This window comes from Ktedonobacter sp. SOSP1-52 (genome assembly GCF_016587395.1).
This window is the reverse complement of record NZ_BNJH01000002.1, coordinates 1751933-1775056: the sequence shown is the minus strand read 5'-3', so window position 1 is coordinate 1775056 and position 23124 is coordinate 1751933. Positions and strand designations below refer to the sequence as shown.

Annotated in this window: 22 protein-coding genes; 14 read left to right on the top strand and 8 right to left on the bottom strand. The window is 54.5% G+C overall.

What is annotated here, in order from left to right:
- Positions 1-709 precede the first annotated feature (709 nt).
- The 3 genes from JMJ16_RS23175 to JMJ16_RS23165 all read left to right on the top strand — a co-directional run bounded on the left by JMJ16_RS23175 (position 710) and on the right by JMJ16_RS23165 (position 5261).
- Positions 710-2377 (top strand): tetratricopeptide repeat protein, encoded by a 1668-nt coding sequence (locus JMJ16_RS23175; RefSeq protein ID WP_201385367.1) that lies wholly within the window; start codon positions 710-712, stop codon positions 2375-2377.
- A 276-nt stretch (positions 2378-2653) separates the two neighbouring features.
- Positions 2654-4306 carry a tetratricopeptide repeat protein gene (locus JMJ16_RS23170; protein ID WP_201385365.1) on the top strand — a complete coding sequence of 551 codons (1653 nt, stop codon included), beginning with the start codon at positions 2654-2656 and terminating at the stop codon, positions 4304-4306.
- Between the two features lie 211 nt (positions 4307-4517).
- Entirely contained in the window at positions 4518-5261 is a 744-nt protein-coding gene (locus JMJ16_RS23165; protein WP_201385363.1) for a GNAT family N-acetyltransferase, read from the top strand.
- 70 nt (positions 5262-5331) lie between these two features.
- On the opposite strand, the gene JMJ16_RS23160 is transcribed toward JMJ16_RS23165, so the two are convergent.
- On the bottom strand, positions 5332-6723 hold the full coding sequence (locus tag JMJ16_RS23160) for a serine/threonine-protein kinase (protein WP_201385362.1): 1392 nt from the start codon (positions 6721-6723) through the stop codon (positions 5332-5334).
- A 436-nt stretch (positions 6724-7159) separates the two neighbouring features.
- The gene (locus JMJ16_RS23150) at positions 7160-9043 is read right to left on the bottom strand and encodes a HEAT repeat domain-containing protein (RefSeq protein ID WP_201385360.1); all 1884 of its coding nucleotides are present in this window, start codon (positions 9041-9043) and stop codon (positions 7160-7162) included.
- A 193-nt stretch (positions 9044-9236) separates the two neighbouring features.
- Between JMJ16_RS23150 and JMJ16_RS23145 the strand changes: the two genes are divergently transcribed.
- The 3 genes from JMJ16_RS23145 (at position 9237) to JMJ16_RS23135 (ending at position 11936) form a co-directional block, all read left to right on the top strand.
- Entirely contained in the window at positions 9237-10628 is a 1392-nt protein-coding gene (locus JMJ16_RS23145) for a GAF domain-containing sensor histidine kinase (RefSeq protein ID WP_201385359.1), read from the top strand.
- Positions 10629-10839: 211 nt separating this feature from the next.
- A complete protein-coding gene (locus tag JMJ16_RS23140; protein ID WP_201385358.1) occupies positions 10840-11226 on the top strand; it encodes a response regulator in 387 nt (128 codons plus the stop codon).
- A 512-nt stretch (positions 11227-11738) separates the two neighbouring features.
- Positions 11739-11936, top strand: coding sequence for a KGG domain-containing protein (locus JMJ16_RS23135; RefSeq protein WP_007911183.1), 198 nt, complete (start codon positions 11739-11741; stop codon positions 11934-11936).
- 261 nt (positions 11937-12197) lie between these two features.
- Here JMJ16_RS23135 and JMJ16_RS23130 read toward each other — a convergent pair whose 3' ends face one another.
- Positions 12198-13190, bottom strand: a complete 993-nt coding sequence (locus JMJ16_RS23130) for a M23 family metallopeptidase (RefSeq protein ID WP_201385357.1) — start codon at positions 13188-13190, stop codon at positions 12198-12200.
- A 533-nt stretch (positions 13191-13723) separates the two neighbouring features.
- On the opposite strand from JMJ16_RS23130, the gene murJ reads away from it, so the two are divergent.
- Both murJ and JMJ16_RS23120 read left to right on the top strand, forming a co-directional pair.
- Positions 13724-15274 (top strand): murein biosynthesis integral membrane protein MurJ, encoded by a 1551-nt coding sequence (gene murJ / locus JMJ16_RS23125; RefSeq protein WP_201385356.1) that lies wholly within the window; start codon positions 13724-13726, stop codon positions 15272-15274.
- Positions 15275-15801: 527 nt separating this feature from the next.
- Positions 15802-16047, top strand: coding sequence for a flagellar biosynthesis anti-sigma factor FlgM (locus JMJ16_RS23120; RefSeq protein WP_201385355.1), 246 nt, complete (start codon positions 15802-15804; stop codon positions 16045-16047).
- 113 nt (positions 16048-16160) lie between these two features.
- Here the strand turns inward: JMJ16_RS23120 and JMJ16_RS23115 are convergent, their stop codons facing one another.
- Genes JMJ16_RS23115 through JMJ16_RS23105 form a run of 3 tightly spaced genes read right to left on the bottom strand, consistent with a single transcriptional unit; the run spans position 16161 to position 18704 of the window.
- Entirely contained in the window at positions 16161-17168 is a 1008-nt protein-coding gene (locus tag JMJ16_RS23115; protein ID WP_201385354.1) for a radical SAM protein, read from the bottom strand.
- Positions 17165-17872, bottom strand: a complete 708-nt coding sequence (locus JMJ16_RS23110; RefSeq protein WP_201385353.1) for a TIGR04282 family arsenosugar biosynthesis glycosyltransferase — start codon at positions 17870-17872, stop codon at positions 17165-17167. Before JMJ16_RS23110 ends, JMJ16_RS23115 begins: the two co-directional genes overlap by 4 nt.
- Before the next feature lie 49 nt (positions 17873-17921).
- Positions 17922-18704, bottom strand: coding sequence for a glycosyltransferase family 2 protein (locus JMJ16_RS23105; RefSeq protein WP_201385352.1), 783 nt, complete (start codon positions 18702-18704; stop codon positions 17922-17924).
- Between the two features lie 154 nt (positions 18705-18858).
- Here JMJ16_RS23105 and JMJ16_RS23100 point away from each other — a divergent pair, with 154 nt between their 5' ends.
- The gene (locus JMJ16_RS23100) at positions 18859-19287 is read left to right on the top strand and encodes a hypothetical protein (RefSeq protein WP_201385351.1); all 429 of its coding nucleotides are present in this window, start codon (positions 18859-18861) and stop codon (positions 19285-19287) included.
- Positions 19268-19633: a DUF3768 domain-containing protein gene (locus JMJ16_RS23095; RefSeq protein ID WP_201385350.1), complete on the top strand. Its 366-nt coding sequence runs from the start codon at positions 19268-19270 to the stop codon at positions 19631-19633. Before JMJ16_RS23100 ends, JMJ16_RS23095 begins: the two co-directional genes overlap by 20 nt.
- A 26-nt stretch (positions 19634-19659) precedes the next feature.
- On the opposite strand, the gene JMJ16_RS23090 is transcribed toward JMJ16_RS23095, so the two are convergent.
- Entirely contained in the window at positions 19660-20367 is a 708-nt protein-coding gene (locus tag JMJ16_RS23090) for a response regulator transcription factor (protein ID WP_236601695.1), read from the bottom strand.
- 69 nt (positions 20368-20436) lie between these two features.
- Positions 20437-20625: a helix-turn-helix domain-containing protein gene (locus JMJ16_RS23085; protein WP_201385348.1), complete on the bottom strand. Its 189-nt coding sequence runs from the start codon at positions 20623-20625 to the stop codon at positions 20437-20439.
- A gap of 244 nt (positions 20626-20869) precedes the next feature.
- Between JMJ16_RS23085 and JMJ16_RS23080 the strand changes: the two genes are divergently transcribed.
- From JMJ16_RS23080 to JMJ16_RS23060, 4 genes are all read left to right on the top strand, one after another.
- Positions 20870-21076: a hypothetical protein gene (locus tag JMJ16_RS23080; RefSeq protein ID WP_201385346.1), complete on the top strand. Its 207-nt coding sequence runs from the start codon at positions 20870-20872 to the stop codon at positions 21074-21076.
- 2 nt (positions 21077-21078) lie between these two features.
- Positions 21079-21690 carry a hypothetical protein gene (locus tag JMJ16_RS23075; protein ID WP_201385344.1) on the top strand — a complete coding sequence of 204 codons (612 nt, stop codon included), beginning with the start codon at positions 21079-21081 and terminating at the stop codon, positions 21688-21690.
- Positions 21687-21896 carry a hypothetical protein gene (locus tag JMJ16_RS23070; protein ID WP_236601662.1) on the top strand — a complete coding sequence of 70 codons (210 nt, stop codon included), beginning with the start codon at positions 21687-21689 and terminating at the stop codon, positions 21894-21896. The genes JMJ16_RS23075 and JMJ16_RS23070 overlap by 4 nt, the downstream gene beginning before the upstream one ends.
- Positions 21897-22037: 141 nt before the next feature.
- Positions 22038-23105: a recombinase family protein gene (locus tag JMJ16_RS23060; RefSeq protein WP_236601694.1), complete on the top strand. Its 1068-nt coding sequence runs from the start codon at positions 22038-22040 to the stop codon at positions 23103-23105.
- Positions 23106-23124 lie beyond the last annotated feature (19 nt).

Sequence of the window (23124 nt, the reverse complement as noted above, 5' to 3'; positions counted from 1 at the left end):
AGCAACGGTCGCCCTGTGACCTATATATCTATAACTCCTGTTATTATATAACAGTTCCACGCCAAGACGTACGCTTGTCATGGCTGTTCCTTTTCATGCTGGCTCGCAAGCCCACCAGGGTAAGAGGGATGGGGCTGGGGTACCAGCCGGTGCCCCCAGCCCCATCCCTCTTACCCCGAGCGCCACAGGCGCAAAAGGTGTCTAAATGGGTAACCTTGGGCGTCAAGCCGCGTACGTAAGTAGCGGGCTCAAATGCAGCGAATGGCCTGGCTGTTTCGTATAACCAGTATCAGCTTCCCCAGGTTTGAAAAACAGGGTATATCGAGATTCTATTTCAAGCGGATGTTGCCCCTCGCATATACTGAATAGAGGAGGGTAATCATCGAGATTGCTTGCAAGTGTGTCTGTTCCTTGCTATAGTCCTTGGAGAATAGTTATAAGTAGACCGTAAAAAGGCTGGGCGTGCAGGTCCATCTGCAAAAGTTTGACCTGCCAGACGTTTACCAGAGAAGGCATGTGTCGAGCGAGGATGAGTAGTGGTGTATAATGCAGGCAAATATAGTATTTTCTTTCCTGTTTTCATAATGTACTACAAAGTGTAGCATATTACATTGACAAGGTCATAACGTTTTCGCTACAGTAGTGGCAACAAAGCCTTTTGTATGGCAATAGTTAGAGATAGTGCGCAGGCTAGGGAGGAAGCGTGTCTATGGGGATGTGTCTAGATTTAGAGGGGTGTGGCTTCGCCAATCGAGAAAAGGCGCGCTTTTGCGCCCATTGCGGTATTCCCTTAGAAGGAACATTTTTACAGGGACGTTATGAGGTCCAGGAGCTTGCGCTTAAAGAGCGTAAGACAGTCACTTTGCGTGCGCTAGATCGCCACCAGGGACAGTCTGTGCTCGTGCGTGCTTTAATACCCCAGAGCGCGACCGAGGGCGAGCGTGAGGAGTTTCTTCAGGATGCCGAGCTTGCGGCCTCGCTCTCAGAGCGTGTTGAAGATCCGGGGAGTGTGCGTGTCCTGGATTATGGTCAGGATGGTCCCCTGGTATTTTTGATCAAGGCTGAACAGCGGGAGGGGCGCGGAAATAGCCAGCAGGAGCACTCTCAACTGGCCTGGAATGCCTCGGCTGGTAGCGAAGAGTTCGCGCTGGATATCAATGGCGACGATGATGCCACCGTGATACGTGTGCCCGCGCTCTCGCAACAAAAAAACGTGAAACGGCCACAGGAGAGCCAGCCCGATCCATTAACGCGCGGCCATGTGGCGTATGAGCAGGGCGAATATGAGGCCGCCTTGCGCTACTATGAACAGGCTATCGAGCAGGATGTGGTTTCGATTGAAGCCTGGGCAGGTAAGGGCGCGGCCCTTTTAAGCCTGGAACAACTGGATGAGGCCTTGTTGGCCTATGATCACACTATATCGCTCTGCCCAAACGATCCAGAATTGTGGACCTCGCGCGCCAATGTGTTGCATGAGCTACGTCGCTTCGACGAAGAAATGGATTGCTATGAGCAGGCGTTGCGCTACGACCCGAACTATATTTATGCCTGGAGTGGACGTGGTATGGCCCTGGCGGAGCAGGGGAAGTCTGAAGAGGCATTGATGGCCTTTGACAAGGCCCTGCTCCTCGATCCCCGTCAGAGCGTTGTTTGGCAGGCCATGAGCGATACGCTCTATAGCCTCCACCGCTATGAAGAGGCCCTGATCGCCGTCAATCGTGTCTTTGAAATCGATGCCAACAATGTCTCCGCCCTGGACACCAAAGGCAATATTTTGCGTCGCCTGGGCGATGCGGCAGAGGCTCTCCCTCTGCATGAAGAGGCCTTGGAGCTTGAGCAGGAGAACGCGACGCTCTGGTTTGATAAAGGCAACGACCTGCGCGACTTGAAGCGCTATGAGGAGGCCCTGGCGGCATATGACCATGCCCTGACACTTGATCAGACTATGGCGGGGGCGTGGTATAATCGAGGAAATGTTCTTGCTGCTCAGCAGAAATTCGAAGACGCCCTGGCTTCTTATGATTGTGCCTTGCAATATGACGATGGCCTGACTTCTGCCTGGTACAATAAAGGCAGCTTGCTGCACGAATTGCAACGGTATGAAGAGGCCCTTATGGCTTTTGACAGGGCACTGGCGGGAGATATCCACTACATTGCGGCCTGGAATAACAAAGGTCTGTCGCTGTATGCACTTGGCCGTTTGGATGAGGCCCTGGCCGCGCTTGACCAGGCAACCTCGTTTGCGCCAGATGAGCCAGACGCCTGGTATAACCGGGCGGTTATTTTACAGCGCCTGGGGAGGAAGCAGGAGGCCATCTCATGCCAGGAGTGGGCGCGCTCACTGGAGCAGCGAGCGAATGGAAGCGAAGCCTCATAACAGGCTCGTGGGTGGTGTGTGAAGCGTAGACCGGGCCAACATACCACTGGTGGTTGCTGCCGGACAGTGGATCGAATCAGGCTGCTCTTAGGTGGTGGATGAGAAAAAGCATCTGCCCGCGGTAAATTTTAAACCTACGACTCGGAGGAGGGAATGCGACGCTGCGCCGATCAAGTTGATTGTGGCTATGAAAACCGGGACAGCGATTTATTTTGCCGTGCCTGTTCCTTACCACTCATACATACTATGTTAGTGGGTCGATACCGTGTGGATGCTTTGCTTAGTAAAGGTGGCTACGCGGCGGTTTTTCGTGGGGTAGATCGTAACCTCTCGCGCTATATTGCGATCAAGGTCCTGCTTCCAAGTCGAACGACGAACAGTGAGCACGAGCATTTCCTGCGCGAAGCCCGTATTGCCGCGACCCTCGACCATCAAAATATTGCGCCAGTTCTCGACTATGGCCGCGATGGCCCTAGTGTGTTTCTGGTGATGCCTCTCTATACAGCCGGCTCGCTGAGAACGCGTCTCGCGCAGGCCAATGGCCCTTTGCCTCTCTCCGAGGCCAAGAGCAGTTTCCTGCAACTCGCGGGTGCATTGAGCTATGCACATACTCGCCCGCGCCCGGTTATTCATCGTGACATCAAGCCAGAGAATATTTTGTTACACCAGGATGATCACCGCCTGGTGATTACAGATTTCGGCATTGCGCGCGCGCTCGAACCGGGGGAGCGTGTCGGTCGAACGGTGACGGTGCGCGGCACGGTGGGTTATATGGCCCCCGAGCAGACCAGTGGAGTCGTAGATCCAAGAAGCGACCAGTATGGGAGCGCCATTGTCCTCTATGAGATGCTAACTGGCTATCATCCCTTGGACCCCGCCGGGGGAACGGTTCCTCCGGTTTCATCGCTCAATCCAGATTTGCCCCAGGCGCTGGATGAGGTCGTCATGCGTGCCATGACCTCTAAACCCGATGGCCGCTTTAGCGATATGCAGCAGTTTATGCAGGCTTTTGAGCAGGCCTTTACCACAAGCACCAAGATTCAGCGTGTTCGCTACCAGGTTCCTCCACAGCAGGTCCAGCCAGAGGCGCATACACAGCCAACCTCGCGCCCGGCCGCGCGCTCCTCGTCGGCACCCCTGAACATAAGCAACACGGGCAAGCAGCAGAGCGTTTCTGCCGCGCAACGGCGCTCAAATGCCAGTACTATGAGCATTACTGAAAAATGCCAGGAGGGCGATCGCTTTCTTGAGCAACAACACTACTCACAGGCCTTACAGGCCTATGAAGAGGCTCTGGGTATGGATCCGCTGAATTTCTATGCCTGGAATGGCAAGGGCACGGCTCTCTATAACCAGGGATACTACCGCAAGGCCCTGGACGCGTATCTGTACGCGACAGAGATTGATTCAGGCAACGCGGTGGTCTGGGTAAGCGCAGGCCTGGTCCTGATGCGCCTCCAACGCTATCAGCAGGCCCTGGTCCACTTTGAGCGTGCGCTCTCACTCGATGCACAGTATGTGGCAGCCTGGAACGGGAAGGGAGACGCACAACTGGATATGAATCTTCCCGAGGAGGCTCTGGCCTCCTATCAACAGGCGCTGGCGCTGGACCCCAGGAGCTTTCAGGCCTGGAACGGGTTGGGCAATGTGCATTCCAGTCTGCTCGACTACACCGGGGCCGTGGATGCCTATACGCGCGCGCTGACAGTCAATCCTCGCAGCGCGGTGGCCTGGTGCAATAAAGCCGAGGCACTCTCACGCCTGGGCCATAACCGGGCCGCGCTGGATGCGCTCAACGAAGCCACCGAGATGGATAAAGGGTATACACGGGCCTGGCTCTTAAAGGCTGAGGTCTATGAATCTCTGGGGAATACACAAGAGGCGCAGAAAGCGCGTAAGCGTGCCAGGGCCTGGAGCATGAAGGCCTAACTATTCACAAAATTGTAGGGTCCATGCTGGCATGGACTGCGAGCGAAGCGACCATCCTACGGCGGAAAATTGGCCTGCGGGCCGGGTGAGTCCATGCCAGCATGGACCCTACGACGCAAACCACTGAAAGGTTCCATACTAATAGTTTATGCATATTGAAGCTCTACACGATAAAGAGAAGATCGAAAAGTATCTATTAAAGAATGTCGGTTTGTACCTCTATCACCTGGGTGACCTGGATGACTTCTTCTGGCCTTATACCTGCTGGTATGCCCTGATGGATGGGCAGGAGATCCACCAGCTGGCCCTGCTCTATATTGGCGGCCAAACGCCTGTCCTGCTGGCTCTGACCGACCAGGATGAGGAGCGTATGCGCCTCTTTATGCGCCTGCTATTGCCACTCTTGCCCTCGCAGTTGGATGCGCACCTCTCGCCCTGGGTACTGGATATAATGGAGGAGGCATACACGCTACGCTCTTATGGAACGCATATGAAAATGCTTCTCCAGGATTCCAGGCGGCTGCAAACTATCAACACCTCCCAAACGATATCTTTAGGTCCGCGCGATCTTCCTGAAATTGAGGAGTTCTACCGGGTCAGTTATCCTAATAATTTCTTTGATCCAAGGATGCTTGAGACAGGCTGTTTCTGCGGTATTCGTGCTGCTACAGTTGGTGAGCGCGTGGGTGCATTACAGAGTATTGCTGGTATCCATGTCTATTCTGAGCCTTATAAGGCTGCCGCTCTTGGAAGCGTAGCCACACATCCCCAATGGCGAGGGAGAGGGCTGGGAACAGAGGTCTGTGCGCGCCTGAGCCAGGAGTTGCTCACGCGGGTAGAGCACATTGGCCTGAATGTCAAGACCGATAATATTGCGGCATTGCGCTGCTATGAGCGCCTCGGCTATCGAACTATCGCGACCTACGAGGAGGCCTCCTTAACGCGTAAAGTGTAGGAATATAGAGCCAACCTTACAGCGGAAGAGGTTGAAATCGTCGCACAGCGGAAGCTTGCTCCCCGCTGTGTTATCTGCCATGGCCCAGCAGGAGCATGGTGAGTAGCATGCCTGTCGTGAGTAAAAGTAAAAAGACGAGGCCCACAATAATTACTCCAAAGGCCGTCGATTGCTGGAGTAAGTGCAGCGGGAGCGTCCGTAATTGGAGACTCCGAGAGGAGATGCCAGCAGGCAACATCGAGGAAAGTCTGGGATGCTGCTCGACAATAGCTTCTAGCGAGGACTGCTGTGGCAATGGTGCCTCCTCTTGTACAGCTGCTGCGTGCACGGTCGCGGAAGAGATGGTAGGCAGCTGCTCAGGACCATGGGCTTTGCCGATAACCTTGTCCAGGGGGGGCATGGGCAGCGTCGTCGCTTCGCGCTGTTTATCGATAACAAACGCGGCCTCCTCCACATGTATGTCGCGTCTACTGTCAAGGGCACGCCCCTGGGCGTACATCTTGACCTGCGTTCGCTCCTGGAGAACGGTGTCATAGGCCTGTGCAAATGCCATTATGTTGGGGTAGCGTTGCTCAGGTTTCTTTGCCAGTGCGCGAAGAAAGACTGCGTCGAGCTCTGATGGCAGTGAGGGGATGTGCGCGCTGGGAGGTGTTGGGGAGGTGTTATGATGGTGATGCAAGAGTTGTGACGCCGTACCTTCAAAGACCGCGCGCCCGGTGATGAGCTGATACATCATAACCGCCAGGGCGTACTGGTCCGCGGCGGGGCCCACATGCACCGAGGTTGCCAGGGTGGGATCATCGAACTGCTCCGGGGCCATGTACAGTGGTGTCCCAACCGAGCGATGCAGGGAGCGCCCATTGCGGTAGAATGCAGCCAGGCCAAAGTCGGCCAGGAGTAGCTTGGGTCGTCCATGAGGAAAGATATGTTGCAGATTGAGGTGCTGCATACCCTTAGGATAGCCACGCTCAACGCGAATCAGGAAGTTCGTTGGCTTAATGTCGCGGTGGATAATCCCATGATCATGTGCATATTGCAAGGCCGCCGCTGCCTGTAATAGGTAGTAGCCACCCTCTTCAGCCGAGATAGGCCAGCCAAAGCCATACTGTTGTGTACGCTTTTGTAGCCAGTTCCAGAGTGAGCCTTCGGACATAAAAGGCATGACGAGATAGGTAATGCCCTGCCCATCCTGCTCAAGGACCTCATCCCCAAAGTGATAGAGCGACAAAATATTTTCATGATCAAGTTCTGCAACCGCGCGTGCCTCACGTTCAAAACGCGCTGCTGCCTGCTTGCCTTCGGGTGTGTTGGGCACGGCCCGCAGGTCTCCACAAACGACTTTGATAGCTACTTTGCGCCCAATACGCATGTGCTGTGCTAAGTAGATGTCACCCATCCCTCCACTCTCGGCCAGGCGGATCAGGCGATAACCACCGAGAGTCTTCCCCACCAACATATTCATCCAACAATCCCTTATCTTCTTCTGCGGAAACCAACACCACGCTTACCGCGCCTCCGAAGAGGGTAGACAGCGTAGCGCTCAAATTTCCGAATAGGCAGTACGCGCAGAAGATGAGAGCATGGTCCTCCATAAAGGCGCCTGCTCACATATTTGTAACAATACGCTTTTCTATAAATATTATACATTCAGTATGGAAAAATAGACGTCAACAAGTGTGAAATTGTTACAAAAGTCACGGTATATGTTGGTAATAGTCGATGCCTGGAATTAAAGCATTTGATTTTAAAATATATACAAATACAGTCCATATAGAAAATAAAAGTATAGAGATCTATCATCTGAGGATGAAAACGGTCAATATTTCTCGCAAAACCGTGGCTATTTGTGGTATGTGCTGTGGAAAAGCCGCCGGCCTTTCCACAGCACATACCACAAATTACCCCTCTTTTTTGAGCTGGTGGAGTGCCAGGAGGGCGGCTTGTGTCACCGCAGGATGTGTGATAAGCAGTTGTTGCAGGAGAGGTGCGGCTTCCTGGTCATGATACTGAGCGCTGACCTGGCAGGCCAGGCCGGCTACTGCCGCGTTCTGATCGCTGAGGGCCTGGCGAACGCTTGTCCGGCTTTGGGCTTCGCTGCCTGTGGCATCAAGGATGCGTAGTGTTTCTAGAGCGGCCAGGCGTACACGTGGATCGAGGTCGTTTAGCCCCTGATAGCTTAATGTTTGTGCTTCGGGCGTGGGAAGCTGGCGGCAGGCTTGAAGCACTGCCACATACAGCAGGCTCCCCGCATAGTCTGTCGCCTGTGGCTCCAGGAGCGCCTCCTTGAGTGGAGCGCGCCGGCGCCTGCCGGAGGAGGGATCGATGACGTTCGCCACCAGCTTCTGTAGCACAGGGGCGGCGCGCAGGTCACCAAATTGTCCAAGAGCCAGGCAGACGCTGCTCAGCGCCTGAGCCTGCTCCTGGTGTTCCAGCGTGCGGACGCTCTCCAGGTAGAGCAATAGAGTATTTACGGCGCGGATCTCGCCAAGCTCAGCCAGGGCCTGGGCGAGGAGGGGCTGGAGGGTAGCCTGCTGGGAACAGAGGGCGGTAAAGAGCAGTTCGCGCCCACTGTGTTGCATCCATGCTTCAATTTCAGGCATCATGGGGAGGCAGGGATAGATCTGAGCTACAAGGTTGCTCTTCAGGGCCAGGCCCTGGTTGATGGCCTGCCAGTAGCGAGCACAGAGCGCTCCCAGGGCATGAAGGGCGAGTGCTGCCTGCCAGGATGGCTGCTGCCTTGCACTTTTGAAGAGCGCGCTGGCCTGGTCTGCGAGCGAGCGTGTAAAGAGGCGTGGGACCGCTTCCTGGTACGGGGATGGCTCTTTACTCTCCTCTATCACATAATAGAGCACAAGCGCCGCCTGCGCGGCGAGCCGGGGCTGCTGCCTGCTCTGCTCCAGGTAGGGTGCCAGGTCGAGCGCGTGATAGAGTGCGCTTGCCGCATAGTACTCCAGGCCGGGCATCTTAGCGATCCCATGCGTTAGCAAGAATTCCGCAAATGGTGCATGCCCCAGGGCCAGGCATTGTTCAAGAATGGCGAGCCTGTTCCAGCCCCTGGTCTCGCAGAGCGTTTGCAACAGGATCTGTTGCGCCTGATTGTGCCCCAGGTGTGCCAGAGCCCGCGCTGCATAGAATGAGGCAGAGGGATCATGGAGCAGGGCCTGTAGCATCGGCAATGTATCCTGGGTGTTTCTAGCGGGCGAGTCCGCTGCTGGTGTGCCTACCTGTTTATAGTAGCCAAGCAAGAGAATGGCGATGCGACGAGCATAGTTGTGAGATTGTGTGGTAGGATCGTTACCTGGTGCCTGAGAGGAAACATCGCCTTGCTGGATAAGATAAAGCCAGGCGGGAAGCAAGTGTCCCCGTCGGTCGATTTCAAAGAGTGTGGCGAGGAGGTGAGGGTGCCAGAGAGAGAAGGGGCCGATTGGCAGGAGTTCAGTGAGGCGCGCAGCGACCTCCTCGGGTAGCGCTTTCCGCCAGCTCAAGCGGGTCAGAAGACAGGTGACCTCTCTCCGCAAAGCATTCAAGCTGGCCTTGTGCACTGGTATGTCTACATCAAGCGGAGGCTGTACCTGGTGGAGGAGCCTGTACTCCAGCGCGCCCGTTGCAAAGCTTGCCAGATCGTCTGGTAATTCTGATAATGGCTCCTGGGCATGCTGTAGATCAGGGGCTTCTGGTTTAAGCATATGCACAATATGTATATGGTCTTCAACTTCGTGTTTCACCATTGGTGACGGTATCTCAGCCTCTAGAGGCACTTGTTTAGAGCTCGTATCTGGCATCCTCATCCTCCCCATCTCTTTTTGAATGTTGTATGTACAATTATAATTTTAAGGGAATATATGCTCATTGTACCTTTTTGGCTCGTTTCGGTCAAGAATAAAAACGAGGCGGAAATAGTGCTCGCTTGCTCTTATTTGCATTTATACTAAACTAGATAGAATTTGTACATGTGTGGCTGGTACGAGGTATGGTATGTCTTCGGCTGAAGCTCTATTCGCGCGTGTGATTATGGAGATTCGCGCGCTCATTAATTGTGATATTGTCTATCTGGACCTGGTGTGTTTTGAGACTGCATTGGCTCATCCCCTGCTTCAGCGTCTCTGCGCCCGAGAAGATCTTCAACGTACATATGGCAAACCAGGAAACTGGGATGAGGAGATGGAAGGTGCCTTGCGCGCGCTCTATGACATTACCACGCAGATGGGCGTACCCTGGATTAGCAATGCGGCGCGCCTGCCTGGTCAGGCGTCTGTTGGCAGCCTGGCGGTTGTCCCGGTCTCGAGTTCTGGTGGGTTGTTGGGAATGCTGGTGTGTTGCCATACCCAGCCTGAGTTCTTTCATCCCGGAATTATGCATCTCTTACAACACTACCTGGCGACTGGATCGCGCCGACTGCTTGAGGGACTGATAGAATTGTACGGTGAGAGCTGTGTCAGGCGGCATCAAGACACCAGCGCGCAGTTTCTGCAAGAGCAGCATCATTTTCTTGCCCTTCTTTGCCATGAGTTGCGCCGCCCATTGACGGCCCTCAAGGGCTATACTGAGCTTTATATGACCTATGGCGATGATCCAGGTGCGCAGGAGGCCAGTTTAGAGAGCTTAGATTGGCGCGCCTACTTACGCATGGTTCAGGAGAAGACACAGCAACTGGAGTTATTGCTAAACGACGTACAGGATGTGGCGCGAGTCAGCCAGGGGCAACTGCGGGTGAGCCTGGATGCGGTAGATATTGTGAGTCTCTGTCGACAAATGATTATGTCTGAGCAAGAGCGCCTGGACCAGGTAAGCCCGGGTCAGTATCGTCTTTCTTTAGAAGTCGCGGAGGTTGCGGAGGTCGCGCGCGAGATGCCACCTGCCTGGGTGGACCTGGAGCGTGTACGCCAGGCGCTGGCTAATTTGCTTGATAACGCCATCAAATACTCTCCTCAGGGAGGATTGATCGAGATATTGGTGACCGATCATGCTCCCTATAGCGGATCCTCTTACTTCCTTGTGGCAACGCATACAGAGCGTGAGCGCCCGGCGGAGGACCACTATCTCTACGTGACTGTCCATGATCACGGGGTCGGTATCCCCCGCCACCTGCAACAAGCACTTTTTCGCCCCTTTACGCGCCTGGAACACGATATGCATGAGCGTGTGCCGGGAAATGGGTTGGGACTCTACCTTGTGCAGAGCCTGGTTGAGCAGATGCATGGGCAGGTATGGCTTCAGAGTGACGAAGGGCGCGGCACGAGTATTACGCTAGCCCTGCCCATCGCGCCCATGCCTATGGCAGATGAGAAAACGCCTCAACCAGAGTATCGGCAACCTCAACGCGCAAAAGTCCCGGCTCCAGACGAAATAGTACTGCATATGCCATAAAGCAGCAGTACTGGCCAAGGAACGCTCGCAAAGGTATGTCTGGGGATAGGCTGGCGCTGCCAGCCTATCCCCAGACATACCTTTACCCCTTCTCAGGCTAGATGGTAGAATGAAGTAGGTTCACGCTTGTTTGGCACTTGCTAAATAAAGCACAGTTTGTTATAGTGTGCGTGTATATTCCTCGTATTTGATGTTTTCGAAGGGAAGAGTTATGCGAGTAGGTCTGCTTGAAGACGATATAGCCATTCAAGAAATGGTCATGCTCGTGCTACAAGATGAAGGCTATCTGGTGGCGGCCTATGCCGACGCCGAGGCATGCTTGGGCGCCCTCACGAATATCGCGTCAGGCTTCGAACCCGTTGATCTATTAATCGTCGATTGGCGCTTGAATGGAACGATGTCGGGCTTCGAGGTGATCAAGCAGATGCGTGGTTTTCCCCACCTGGCCTCCTTGCCTATTATTTTAACTACCGCGGCAACATTCACCGATATTGAGGCCCTACGCGATCTCCGGGTCTCCCTGCTCGAAAAGCCTTTCTCAGTCGACGAGATTATTTCTCTAATTAAAAGTGTTACAGGACCACTGGCATCGTCATAGCCCTAAATGTGCTATACGCTTCGTCACGCGCCCTCCTTCCTAGTCTTAAAAAGCTTAGCCTTTTTTAAGTTTTCTCTGGCGCCTCTTCTCGCCTATGCCTTTTTTCTTCTCTCCTGACCATAGATACGTCCCTGTAAGCTCATCCTTTCCTTAGAAATGCTTAAGTAAACCTTAGAGAACGCTGAAAATTTTCTGGCAGGGGTTGCCCCCTCTTTGGGGTTGCTGTTATGCTTTAACTGTTAACGAACACAGCAAGCTATTGTAAGTTCATCCAGGTGGACAGATAGCTGCTGGGTTTACGAAGAAAGCTTCACCTCTGCTGTATCCAAAACGTTACATGCGTCGTGTTTAGTGTATGAGGTATACAACAGCTTGGCTCTAAAGTAAAAATAGAGCAAGCTAGGAGCTTATCTTCATTGCGAGAGTTGGAGAGGTTGTCTGTTTCAGCTCTCTAGTGTGGTTCGCAAGCATTGACGACGAGAAGTCACTAGAAACTGAAGAGGAGAAAATCGATGCAGTCACAAAAAGGTCGCGGTCGTGGTTTCGCTTCTATGAGTCCCGAAAAGAAAAAAGAAATTGCGAGCAAAGGCGGAAAAGCAGCTCATGCTCTCGGCACAGCCCACAAGTGGACCAGTGAAGAGGCCCAGGCTGCTGGACGTAAGGGTGGCTCAATCAGCCGCCGCCGTTCGAAGTACAACGTACAGGCGTAGCCTTTAGTGCTCATGTATGGGCATACGCATGCCTGTATTCGCATACAACACTGCTGCCTGTACTAAAGTAGCGCAATTCAAAAGAGGCCGATGCTGCTTTCCGGCCTCTTTTCTTTTTTCTCACTTTATCCCATGTGCAGGTTTTCCTGCCCCATCGCAAAGTATTTCTGGTAAATAGGTATTGTGTGCCCTGGCAGCCTGCGGCTGCCAGGGCACACAATACTATCTACTCTGCGAGCGCCGCAGGCGCGAGAATACCAGCTAAGGAAGTGTCATGTAAAGCGTCGGATCTTTAAAGTGATTATTATCCACCACCATAAAATGCACATGAGGACCAGAAGAGGCCCCGGTGCTCCCCTCATACGCGATGACATCCCCTTTATTGACGTTTTGTCCCACATGGACGATATAGCTGGCGAGGTGCCCATAGACGGTCGCGATATAGCGCCCATGATTAATCTTGACGGCGTTCCCCAGGCCTGACCAATCCCAGCCCACCCAGATGACCTGCCCGCTATCAGATGCCATAACCGGGTTGCCATACGCCGTTGCCAGATCGATTCCAGTATGCGGTTTGACGCAACTACACCAGGTCTGATACTCGGGTAAGCCAAAGCCCTGGGTGATCCTCTCTCCCTTCATTGGCGGCTGCATGTCGCCTGTGCCCATGACTCCACTGTCAGTGACCGCCGTGGCACAGATCCCCCACAGGCCCATATAAGGGGCATTGCAGGATCCTTCCAGGGTGGTCAAGGCAGGCGTGGCGGTGGGGGTCGCGATATGCTGGGCTGGACTGAAGGGATTTTGCGCGTCACTCAACAACAGGTTGCCGATACCTTGCAGGAGTGGCGCGTTCGAGTTGCCAAGTGGTGTGGTGACGACCACGGTCAAGAGTAAAATAATCAGCATACTCACCATAGAGATAACAAACTTCCGTGAGCGACTCCGTGGCGTGGGCGCTGGCGGCAGTGGCGTGGTCTTTGCGATGCGAGGTGTGCCGGGAATGTACGTGAGGGGACGTGTCCCCGCTTTAAACGTCGCGTGTCCTGGCTGAGAGGACATGGCGCCGAGTGGGCGTGTGGCGAGCGGCGAGGTGGTGGAGCGAGGAGGGGTATTGAGTGTGGGAAGTGGCCTGCCCTCTTCGGTAGAGATGGAAGCGAGTTGGCGTGTGATTCTCTGCCCCTGTCTTGCCGCTGGCGCATTCTGTGAAGTCTGTAAGGGGCTCCCGAGCATCTGTTTTGGCCACTCTGCCATATCAAGCGTTCCTTGTGGTGCGCCAAAAGGGACGAAGGGTGTCCCGGGCATATATGGGGTGGGCTGTGGCGGCTGAAAAGAGGGAGAGGGCGCATTGCCCCATGGGGTTGGCATGGGGATTTGTGGGGGTACGGGCACAGGATTCTCGCTCTGCTTTGAGCGCGAGGCGGGCGTTTTTTTCTTCGCGGATGAAAACATAATTAAAATCCTCGCTGATGGCGTTGCCGTCGCGTTTTTTCTTTTACCTTTTAATGTAGCTGATAAACCCGGCCTTTACTAGCTCCTCCGGCTATGGATAGCTGAAAAAGGCTATTTTGTTTCCTTATAAGGCCATATGTCAGAAAATGAAGATATATGAAAATAGCACGAGATGATGACGTTTTATTCATAGCTACCAAAAATAACGGCGAGCAAAGCTTGTTTGGGATGAGGTGAAACAGGGAAGGGAAAAGGTCCTATTTGAGGTTGGGAGGCTCTATACCCTGCTCTTTATACTCGCAAAGTAGGACAGGGAGAAAGTAATAATATTATTTATGCCTGAACAAAAAAAACAGCATGCGTTGGCAAAGGTGTGGGGTGGTCGTGTCTTTCGCGTGTGGGGTGGCCGTGTCTTTCGTTTTAATATCCGCAATTTTCGTTTGAGTGGAGGGCTGACCTCACGACGCTTTAGTATCGTAGAGGCCGCTTTGCTCTTGATGATTGGTATCCTGGCTTCAAGAGGTCTGGGGGTCATCCGCCAGAGCCTTTTTAACGCCTTCTTTGGTACTGGTCCCGAGGCCAATGCCTTCTATGCCGCGATCCGTCTACCGGATGCTCTCTTCAACCTGATCGCGGGCGGCGCGCTGAGCCACGCCTTTATCCCGGTTTTCCTGGCGTATGAGAAGAGGAAGGGACAGGAGGCAGCCTGGAAGCTCTCCAGCCTGGTCTTTAATGTCATGCTGCTGGTCTTGACGCTTGTCGTGATCGGGGGCGAGTTTTTTGTACCAACCTTTACGCGTTCGCTCCTGGTCCCAGGCTATAGCGAGGCCGAGAAGGTCCTAACGATCTCGCTCACACGCATCCTGCTCTTTCAGCCTCTATTGCTCTGCCTGGGAACGATTGTCACCGGCGTCTTAAATAGTAAGCGCCAGTTCCTGTTGCCCGCCTTCTCCATCGCGATTTATAATCTGGGCCAGATTGCCGGGCTGGCCTGTACGCGCTTCATTCCTGGCATAGGCATCTATGGCCCCACCTATGGCGTGCTGGTGGCCTCGTTCTTGCAGGTCGCGGTGCAGGCTATCCCGCTCTTCAGGCAAGGGGTGCGCTACTCGTTTACCTGGAATTTTCGCCATCCAGGCTTGGTGGAGGTCCTGAGACTCCTGGGACCCAATTCGCTCGCGCTCGCCGTAGCCTACCTGGCCCTTATCATCGAGACTTATTTCGTCTCCTTCCTGCCCGATTCCGCCAGCCTGGCGGCGCTACATAACGCCGATATGTTACAGGCTCTCCCCTTCTCTCTACTCTCGCAGGCCATTGGCCAGGCGCTCCTGCCGCATATGACGATTCATGCCGCCGCAGGACGCTATGTGCGCATGCGCTACATGGCCTTGAGGGTCATGGGCGCCTCCATTTTATTGACGCTACCCGCGGCGGTAGGCTTAGCCGTTACGGGTCAATGGATTATCCGCCTGATCTTCCAGCATGGAGCCTTCGATGCCCACTCGACCGCGCTGACCTACCTGGCGCTATTGGGATATGTCTTTGCCATTCCTGGGGTCACGGCAGGCGACATGATTAGCCGTGGCTTCCTGGCCTTAAAGGATGCCACGACTCCGCTCTTTACCGGTATCCTCTCTCTACTCTGCCGCGTGGGCAGCATTATCGTGCTCATTGATGTACTACCACGAGCCTACGTCATTCTCGCGATCCCTCTAGGCTACGCGCTAGGGTCCTCGGTAGAAGCGTTCACCCTGGCCTCACTCCTGCTCTGGCGCCTGGGCAAGAAGGCCCGCCTGGACGCAGGGATGCAACGCCTCCTACGCTATCGCCGCTACCTCGCCCGCACGCGCCAGGAAGCCCTCGCTAGTCCGTCTTCATCCCGCTGAGCGAGGGGCTAGCGTTCCCTTATCCCTCAGCGCAAGGGAGTTGTGCAGTACCCCTTTATCCTTTTGTATAAAGTGTGTGGGCATGGGTTGCGGCCTGAGGCCGCAACCCATGCCCACACACTTTATACCTGTGAGCGCCGCAGGCGCGAATGAAAGGACTAATGATAGGGGCCTTGGCCCTTAGAGCTAAGGACCTTCCTCTCTACACACAAGGCATGTGCTTTTCTACACTGCTATTATAGGATCAGGGGCCGATATAGATAAGTGTGGGGAGTGATGGGAAGTGGACTTTTGGGTTATAGGTGTGGCCATCTGGAAGGTATGAGGTGTACAAGCCCCTGATAGCCTTAGGGAGGGCTGCAAAAACACGATATAAGAAGATTGGGAGAAAGGAGTGTGCGGCTCAACTCCTGCCTATGCATAGCTCTTCGATGATAGAGAGCATAGGACAGATTAGGAGTAGCTGCTCTGTTAGTTACATGAAAGCACGCGCCGTACGTATAGATACAGCCGTTGAAACAACGGGAATGGTTTCATCACAACCACAGGTCAGGCGGCACTCCAGTCCACCTGTAGGGGAGAGTATTGCAGCCCTCCAGGTACGTATTCAAGTGCAACGTGATGAAAAGGCCCGCCTCGCCAGAGTGGAGCAAATCAAGTCACAGGTAGATACGGGAACATATCAATTGGATAACCAGGCAACGATATATGGCCTGTTAGGCTCGCCTCTTGACTGGAGCTTTGTGTGCATGAGTGCACCAGACATCGACTAATGCCAACAGCCGCACACAGGGAGACATGAACTTCCTTTCTTACAACGGGGATTGAGCAACGTGGGGACTGGCGAGAAGGGTATCCGCAAGGCGGGTACCCTTCTCTTTCTTTGTTAGTAGCTCCAGTTCAGGCCGCACTGAGAGCAGTGACGAGCGGGATGTTCGCTCTCAAAAGCGCGGCGGAAGGTCTCATAGCGCTCCCCGAACCAGATCTGCTCGATGGACTCCTGAAAGACATTGCCCAGGACGCGCTCCTCGCGATATTCGCGCGCGCTGCGATGCCCAAAGGGGGCGAAGCAGCAGGAGAGCACATTGCCGCTGGAGGTGATGTAGGTCAGATTGTAGGGGCGTGTGCAGCCGGACCAGGGGCGCTCCCCAAAGTCGCGTAGAATACTCTGCATCGGCGTCGCAGACCCGGCGGCGTTGAAACGGATGCCCAGCTCTTTGCACAACTCCTCGCTGCGACGTACCAGGGCCAACTCCTCCTGACTTGAGCGGCGGAAGAGGGACTGTTTGGAGGCTGCCAGCCCCTCTTCAAAGTAGACCAGGCGCTGCATATAGACCTCGGGGATACCCGCTTCGGCCGCCAGCTCAACTAGATGCGGCAGTTCGTGCAGATTTTCGCGCATGGCGGTGAACCAGAGCGAGATGGCTGGTTTGCTGGCGTCACGCGCCTTCTGCAACTGCACAAAGGCTCGAACGTTGCGCCAGATTTTCTCAAAGGCATCGACGCCTCGCACATGCGCGTAGGTCTCGCGGCTGGAGCCGTCCATCGAGAGACGATACTCGTCGAGGCCGGCATCTATAAGCTCCCCGCCCTTCTTCTCAGTCAGCGCGATGCCATTGGAGTTGAAGAGCACATAGGTGCCGCGATCCTTTAAATAGCGCACCATTTTAGGCAGGTCTTTATTTAACAGTGGCTCGCCCAATCCATGCAGCACGACGCGGTCGAGCACAGGAAACTGATCGACGATCTTGCGAAACTCGTCGAAGGGCAGATCCCGGTCCTCTTCACGCGAGAGCAGCGTGCGTGGACACTGCTGGCAGAACTCATTACAACGGCTGGTGGGCTCAATATAGATCGAGCGTGGCAAGGTAAGAACAGGTGTCGTGATCGTCATACAGACTCCTTTGTGTGGCTAAAGGCTTCGGTGAGCGCGGGATGCGTGACTAAGTGTGCGGCGGTGATTGGCGCCAAGCCTGGTTTGGCCTGGAGTATCTCCGCTAGCTTAAGCAGGTCGGGTAGTTCATCTACGTCTTGAAGTTGTTCCACGAGGTGGACAGAGAGTCGCTGCCGGTGTGCGGCGGCAATCGTCATCTGTGTCACCACCTCGGTACTCATGGGAATGCCACTAAAGACGTCATGTGCCTGGCGCATGCCCAGGAGGTAGTAGCCGCCATCCTCGGCTGGCCCAAGCACAATATCTGTCGTATTCAGGCGCTTGTTTACTTCATCAATAATTTGACGCCTGATGTGCGGCGAATCAGAGCCAAGCAGGATCGTCTTGCGAAACCCTTGGCGCTCTGTCCAGCGAAAGATATGATGTAAGCGCGTATTGAAATCCTGGCCCTCCTGGGGAAAGCAGCGCATGTGCCGCCCCCTGCCAGGAACCAGCTCCTCTAACAGCGCGTTATAATTAATATGTGCGGGCGAATAGGCCCAGTGTAAGGCATAAGGAGCCTCACTAAAGCGCAGGGCCAGGTCCTTCAAGAATGCGCGATAGAGCAGCACTGTCGCCTCATCCCCAATGGAGCGTGCCAGGCGCGTCTTGGTTTTTCCAGGCTCGGGGGCGCGCGCTATAATGACGAGCGCTGTGTCATCCATGCATTCCTCCTTTTGTAAAAAAACACTTGACACACCTGTTTTTTACTTGTTATATTTTTCTTGCCAATCCAGATTTGCCGGGAGATGCGATCGCTGAGCTACTAGTATTGTCCTTCGATCCGTCAGAGGATCCTGCAATTGCCGACGCGTAGCGTAGCGTAGTGCTGAGCATATAATAGGCGGCCTTGACGCTGCCAACGAGCGTACCTGCGACCTTGGAGCGGCCATGGCTGCGCTGGCGATAGTGAATAGGTACCTCCAGGATGCGATAACGCGCTCTGGCCGCCTTGACCAGCATCTCCACAGGCCAGCCAAAGGTCATCTCACTCATATTCAGCCGTGCCAGTTGCTCGCACCGAATGGCGCGAAACGAGCCGATATCATGGAGGGTGGCACCATAGAGGAGGGTGATCATGCGACTGACCAGCCAGTTGCCCAGGCGTGCCTGGGGTGGGATCGCTCCCTTCTCAGCTCGTTTGCTTACGCGCGACCCCATCACCAGGTCGGCCTGCTGCGAAAGGATCGGGGCTAGCATCTCGGGAATGTCGGCGGGATCATCACTGCCATCCCCATCCATAAAGAGGGCGATCTCCGCGCCCAGGCGGCACGCCTCCTGTAGCCCCCGGAAGCAGGCGCGTCCATAGCCGCACTCCGTCGTCTGAACGACGATAGCTCCCGCCGCACGCGCCACCTCGGCCGTTCTATCGGTGCTGCCATTATCAACAACAATCTGCCAGCTAATGGTATCGTGGGGAAGGGTCGGAAGCAGGTGCCTGAGAGCCTCCTCTTCATTGAGCGCGGGAATAATAAGCGCCACCTTTTGGGCTGTCATGAACAACTCCTTACAAGACTACAAGCCAGATAGCATGATCGGCGCAGCGGATCACACCGCACCGCTCTCTCCTTTTCACGTCCGGCCAGGAAGATTTTTACAGCGAGCATCAGAAAAACAGGGGCAGCCAAGACAATAACAGTTTGAATGGAGGGTGAGATGGAACAACGAAATCCCCCAGGTAACGAGCGCATGTACCCGGCCCGAGAAAGTTGCCGAAGACCTGCACTATACCGATTTCAGCCAATGGATTGCCGACCGTTCAGATGAAGAACTGGCATATTTTCTTGCAGTCAATGAGCAGTGCGAGTCCCTGTTTAACGAGCAGAACCCGGCTGAGCAGGCCCGTAAGCGGCAGGAAGTTGACGACGATACCTACCTGCGCCTGGCAATGATCGCCCTGCATTTCACCGACAAGGTACAGTGGGATGAAAACCACCTCTACGCAGCCTACGACAAGCTAATCACCCATATTGGGATGGAACTAGGCGTGCGCCAGGGCGTGCTGGTGCAAGAAGGTGACAGGGCATTAGTGCCCAGCAAAGATACGGGAAAGTACGTAATTGTGGACGAGGAGGAATAAATACAGTAATTTTATGCCTCCCGAAAAACAACCCCCACGAGCTGAACGTATCGCCCGATTAAACGACGAATTTAGGCGTAACGGGCCTGGTGCTGATTGGGTAGCAACCGTTGGCGCTCTGGCTCTTAAAGACTTCCCCGGATTAGTGCAAGCAGTCAAAGACTTCGAAACCTTTACGGAAGACAACGACCCCTACCATGAGCATGACTTTGGCGGTATCACCTGGCAGAACGAAAAGACGTACTGGAAAATCAACTACTATGACCAGCAGCTTATGTACGGCGAGGATGCGCTATCTCCCGAGTGCAGACGGGTGCTGACTATATTGCTTGCCAGCGAATATTAAGAAATAAGGGCCGCATGAGCGCGGCCTTACGCCTTCAGCACATACCCTACGCCTCGCTGGCAATGGATTGATCTGCCAACCTTCCCCAGCTTGCGCCGCAGCCGGGCGATGTAGACATCCAGGACGTTGCTGGTTTCGTCCTGCCAGATACGATCAAAGAACTTATCCCGAGCGACCACGTTACCGGCATGGTTCATCAAGATTGTCAGCACGCGCAACTCGATTGGAGTCAGTATCACGGTTTTCTCGCCGTTGACCTTGACCTCGAACGTATCCGGCAGCAGCTCCAACGGCCCGACTTTGACGGCGCGATCCACCGTGCGGCCATAGATGTGCCGCTCGACGACTTGGACACGGGCTAACAGTTCTTGGAAGTCATAGGGCTTGCAGATATAGTCCTCGGCTCGCAAGGAGAAGCCGCGCAAGCGGTCGGGGATGTCGTTACAGGCCGTCACAAACACGACTGGTATCGTATATCCGGCACTGTTCAACTGTTGGACGAACTCGAAGCCGGATATGTGCGGCGGCATCCGTACATCGACTAACAGCAGGTCAGGTACGCATCTCTCGATCATACTGAGCGCGCCGGTTGGGTTGTCTACGGTTTCCACTTCATAGCCATTGTTCTTGAGGGTCAGCTCGACCAGTTGGCGCGTGAGAAAGTCATCGTCAACCATCAGGATATACATCGGTATGCCTCCCTCCGGGAATTTCTTTTGCCCAAACTCTAGCACTGCTGTCAAGAAACAGGCGGTGAATGAAGAAAAATAAGGGGTGAGCAAATTGCCACTCCCTTCTAAATACTAATTGCCATCCTTCGGCCGTTGCCGCTTCATCCACGCGTCAAGGTCACTCCGTAAAATACGCCAGGCTTTCCCCGGCTTGCTGGCTGGCAATGGGTCGCGCTTGCGGCGTATGTACCCCATCACTGTTTCCTCTGTGACCTGCAATATTTCACCGACCTGCCTAGTCGTCAGATACGGGTCATCCATTGGTGCAGAACTCCCTCGCTTTTAGGCTGTATTGTATCGCAAACAACACATACTAGTCCATACTCTAGACAAACCGTAGAATTCCGCATTATACTAGTGAATGAGCGTGCATTGCACAACAAAAAGGGACATTTCGACGATATTCCAACCCCGGCGAATGTCCCTTTTCTGGACCCTCTTGTAAAGGCTCCATAGGTACTAACGCTTAGGGAGCCGGTTCTGGTAACAGAAAGGAGCAGTAAGTATGCTGCAACCTTACGGCGACAATTTTGTGCCGGTTATTCCCGTTCTGGACAAACCGCGACACACCGACAGCCATCAATTCTGTACAGACCCAACCTGTGGCTGTCACGAAGAACCCGCTTTAATCGGCCCGGTAAATCAGCAATATATTGACGGCTTGCTGACCGCCGAGGAAGCCACCCGTATCATCCAGGGAAGGCAGGTGTAGCCGTGGCATACCGACCTGTACGCGAAATGCCGACGCCACCAGAAAAGCCACCCAAGAAAAAGCCGAAGCTCACCACTGCCAGCTTTGCCCACAGCGGCTATGTGCTGGTAGAAGATGCGCCAGCCTATGACCCGCGCCAGGTGCAGTTCATGAAGAAGCAGGGCTTGCAACGGTCGCGCCCAGACGACGAACCGGAGCCGAAAAAAGGCAGTGTGCTCCTGCCTATCGGCGGTGGCTTGTTTATTGGCCTGCTGCTCTTGCTGTTCACCATTATTAACGTACTGCTACCAGCCTGGAACGGCCTGACGACCCAATGGCACTACGGCGACAACCACATCAGCCACTACGAGCAATCCGGCCATCACTTTGTTGGCGAGGTGTACCGAGGCTTTGTCACCGTGTACGCCATCCCCGAGGGTCACCCGGAGAAAGCCCAGACCTTTATGCTGCAATCCGCCCAAGACAACGCGGTAGTGGTGTTCGAGACGCGGGACGTGAACAGCGACGGTATCCCCAACGTGACGATTGGCACCGAGGGCAGCCCGATTGGCGTTACCTTGTACGGCACGAAAGATAGCACATTCAATAAACAGCCACCGGAGGCAGGCAAATGAAGATGACCATCTTAGTGCTGCCGTTCGCGGTTGAGCACCCCGACGTGCAGGCGGGCTTTGATGCCGGTAAGCAAGCCGTCTACCGGGAAACGCGCTCCGAAACGGACATGGAGCTGGTACAGCTTGTACGCGACTGCGTAGCCGACAACACGCACCCGCTGCAATACCACGTCGGCTTCTTATTCGGACTCTACGCCACAAAGTAGGCGTTAACCGACGTTTTTTAAGGGACGGCCATCAGAACCGTCCCTTTTGTTGACATCAGAGAAAGGAATACGCGCGATATGCCACACATCGTGGACATTTACTGACGGGTCAGCACGGACGACCAGGAAGACAATACCAGCCTGGACGAACAGGAAAGCGTAGGGCGTGCCTATTGCCAGGAACACGGCCTGGTCGTCGGTCTGGTACACCGTGAAGTGTGGAGCGGCTACCAGTACCGCGAGCGGGAGAAACTCGGCATCATACGCGAGCGCTACCGTGAGGGCAAAATACAGGGCGTGGTTATCCGCACCCTGGACCGCCTGAGCCGCAGCCAGGTGCATAACGCCATCCTCATGGAAGAAATGGAGCACCATAAAATCACGCTTCATTGTGTCAAGGAAGCCATTGACGATACCCCGATGGGCAGATTTACCCGGATGATTCTCTCGTTCGTCGCTGAAATGGAACGCGAAAAGATCATGGATAGGACCCTGACCGGACGCATCAGCATGGCAAAGCAGGGAGCGTTCAAAGAAGGCCCCAAGCCGCTCCATGGCTACAAATGGCATGACGAGCAAAAGAAAGACTACCGCGTCATAGATGAAGCAGAGGCTGATGTGTGCCGGTGGGTGCACGAAGAATTCGATAAGGGCAAAGGCCCGCATGCGCTGCTCAGGGAAATCACCGCCAAAGACCCTTCCCGGAAATGGACACGAGGTGCGATCCACCAGATACTGGCAGACCCGAGGCGCACCAGCAGAGCCGCCAGAGCCTTTACGCGGCACCAGAAAGACGCTAAAAAGCCGTTCGAGGCAGTGGAATTGCCGGAAGGCACCTACCCGGAGATCATAGCGCCGGAGCTGTTTGAGCGGAACCAGACCTGGCTGAGCATCAATAGGGCAGAGGCAGCCTGCCAGTGCAAAGAGCCTGAGCGGTTCCTGTTGCGCGCCGGATATATCAGGTGCGACATCTGTAGTTGCGGCATGCATGTGAACGCTGCAAAAAGCAGGCACGCGCCCATCTACTTCTGCAAGGAAGACAGGCATAGCAATACCACCAACTCAGCAAAGATCGACTCGCTCGTCTGGGGCTACATGGTGAAGCTGGCTGATGAAATAGGACTGATCGAGGAGGCTATCCGGTTAGCGACCAACAATACTGCCAGTCTGCGTGAAATAACGGCCATTGAGAACAGCAGAAAAAGATAAGCCAGTACACGGAAGACAT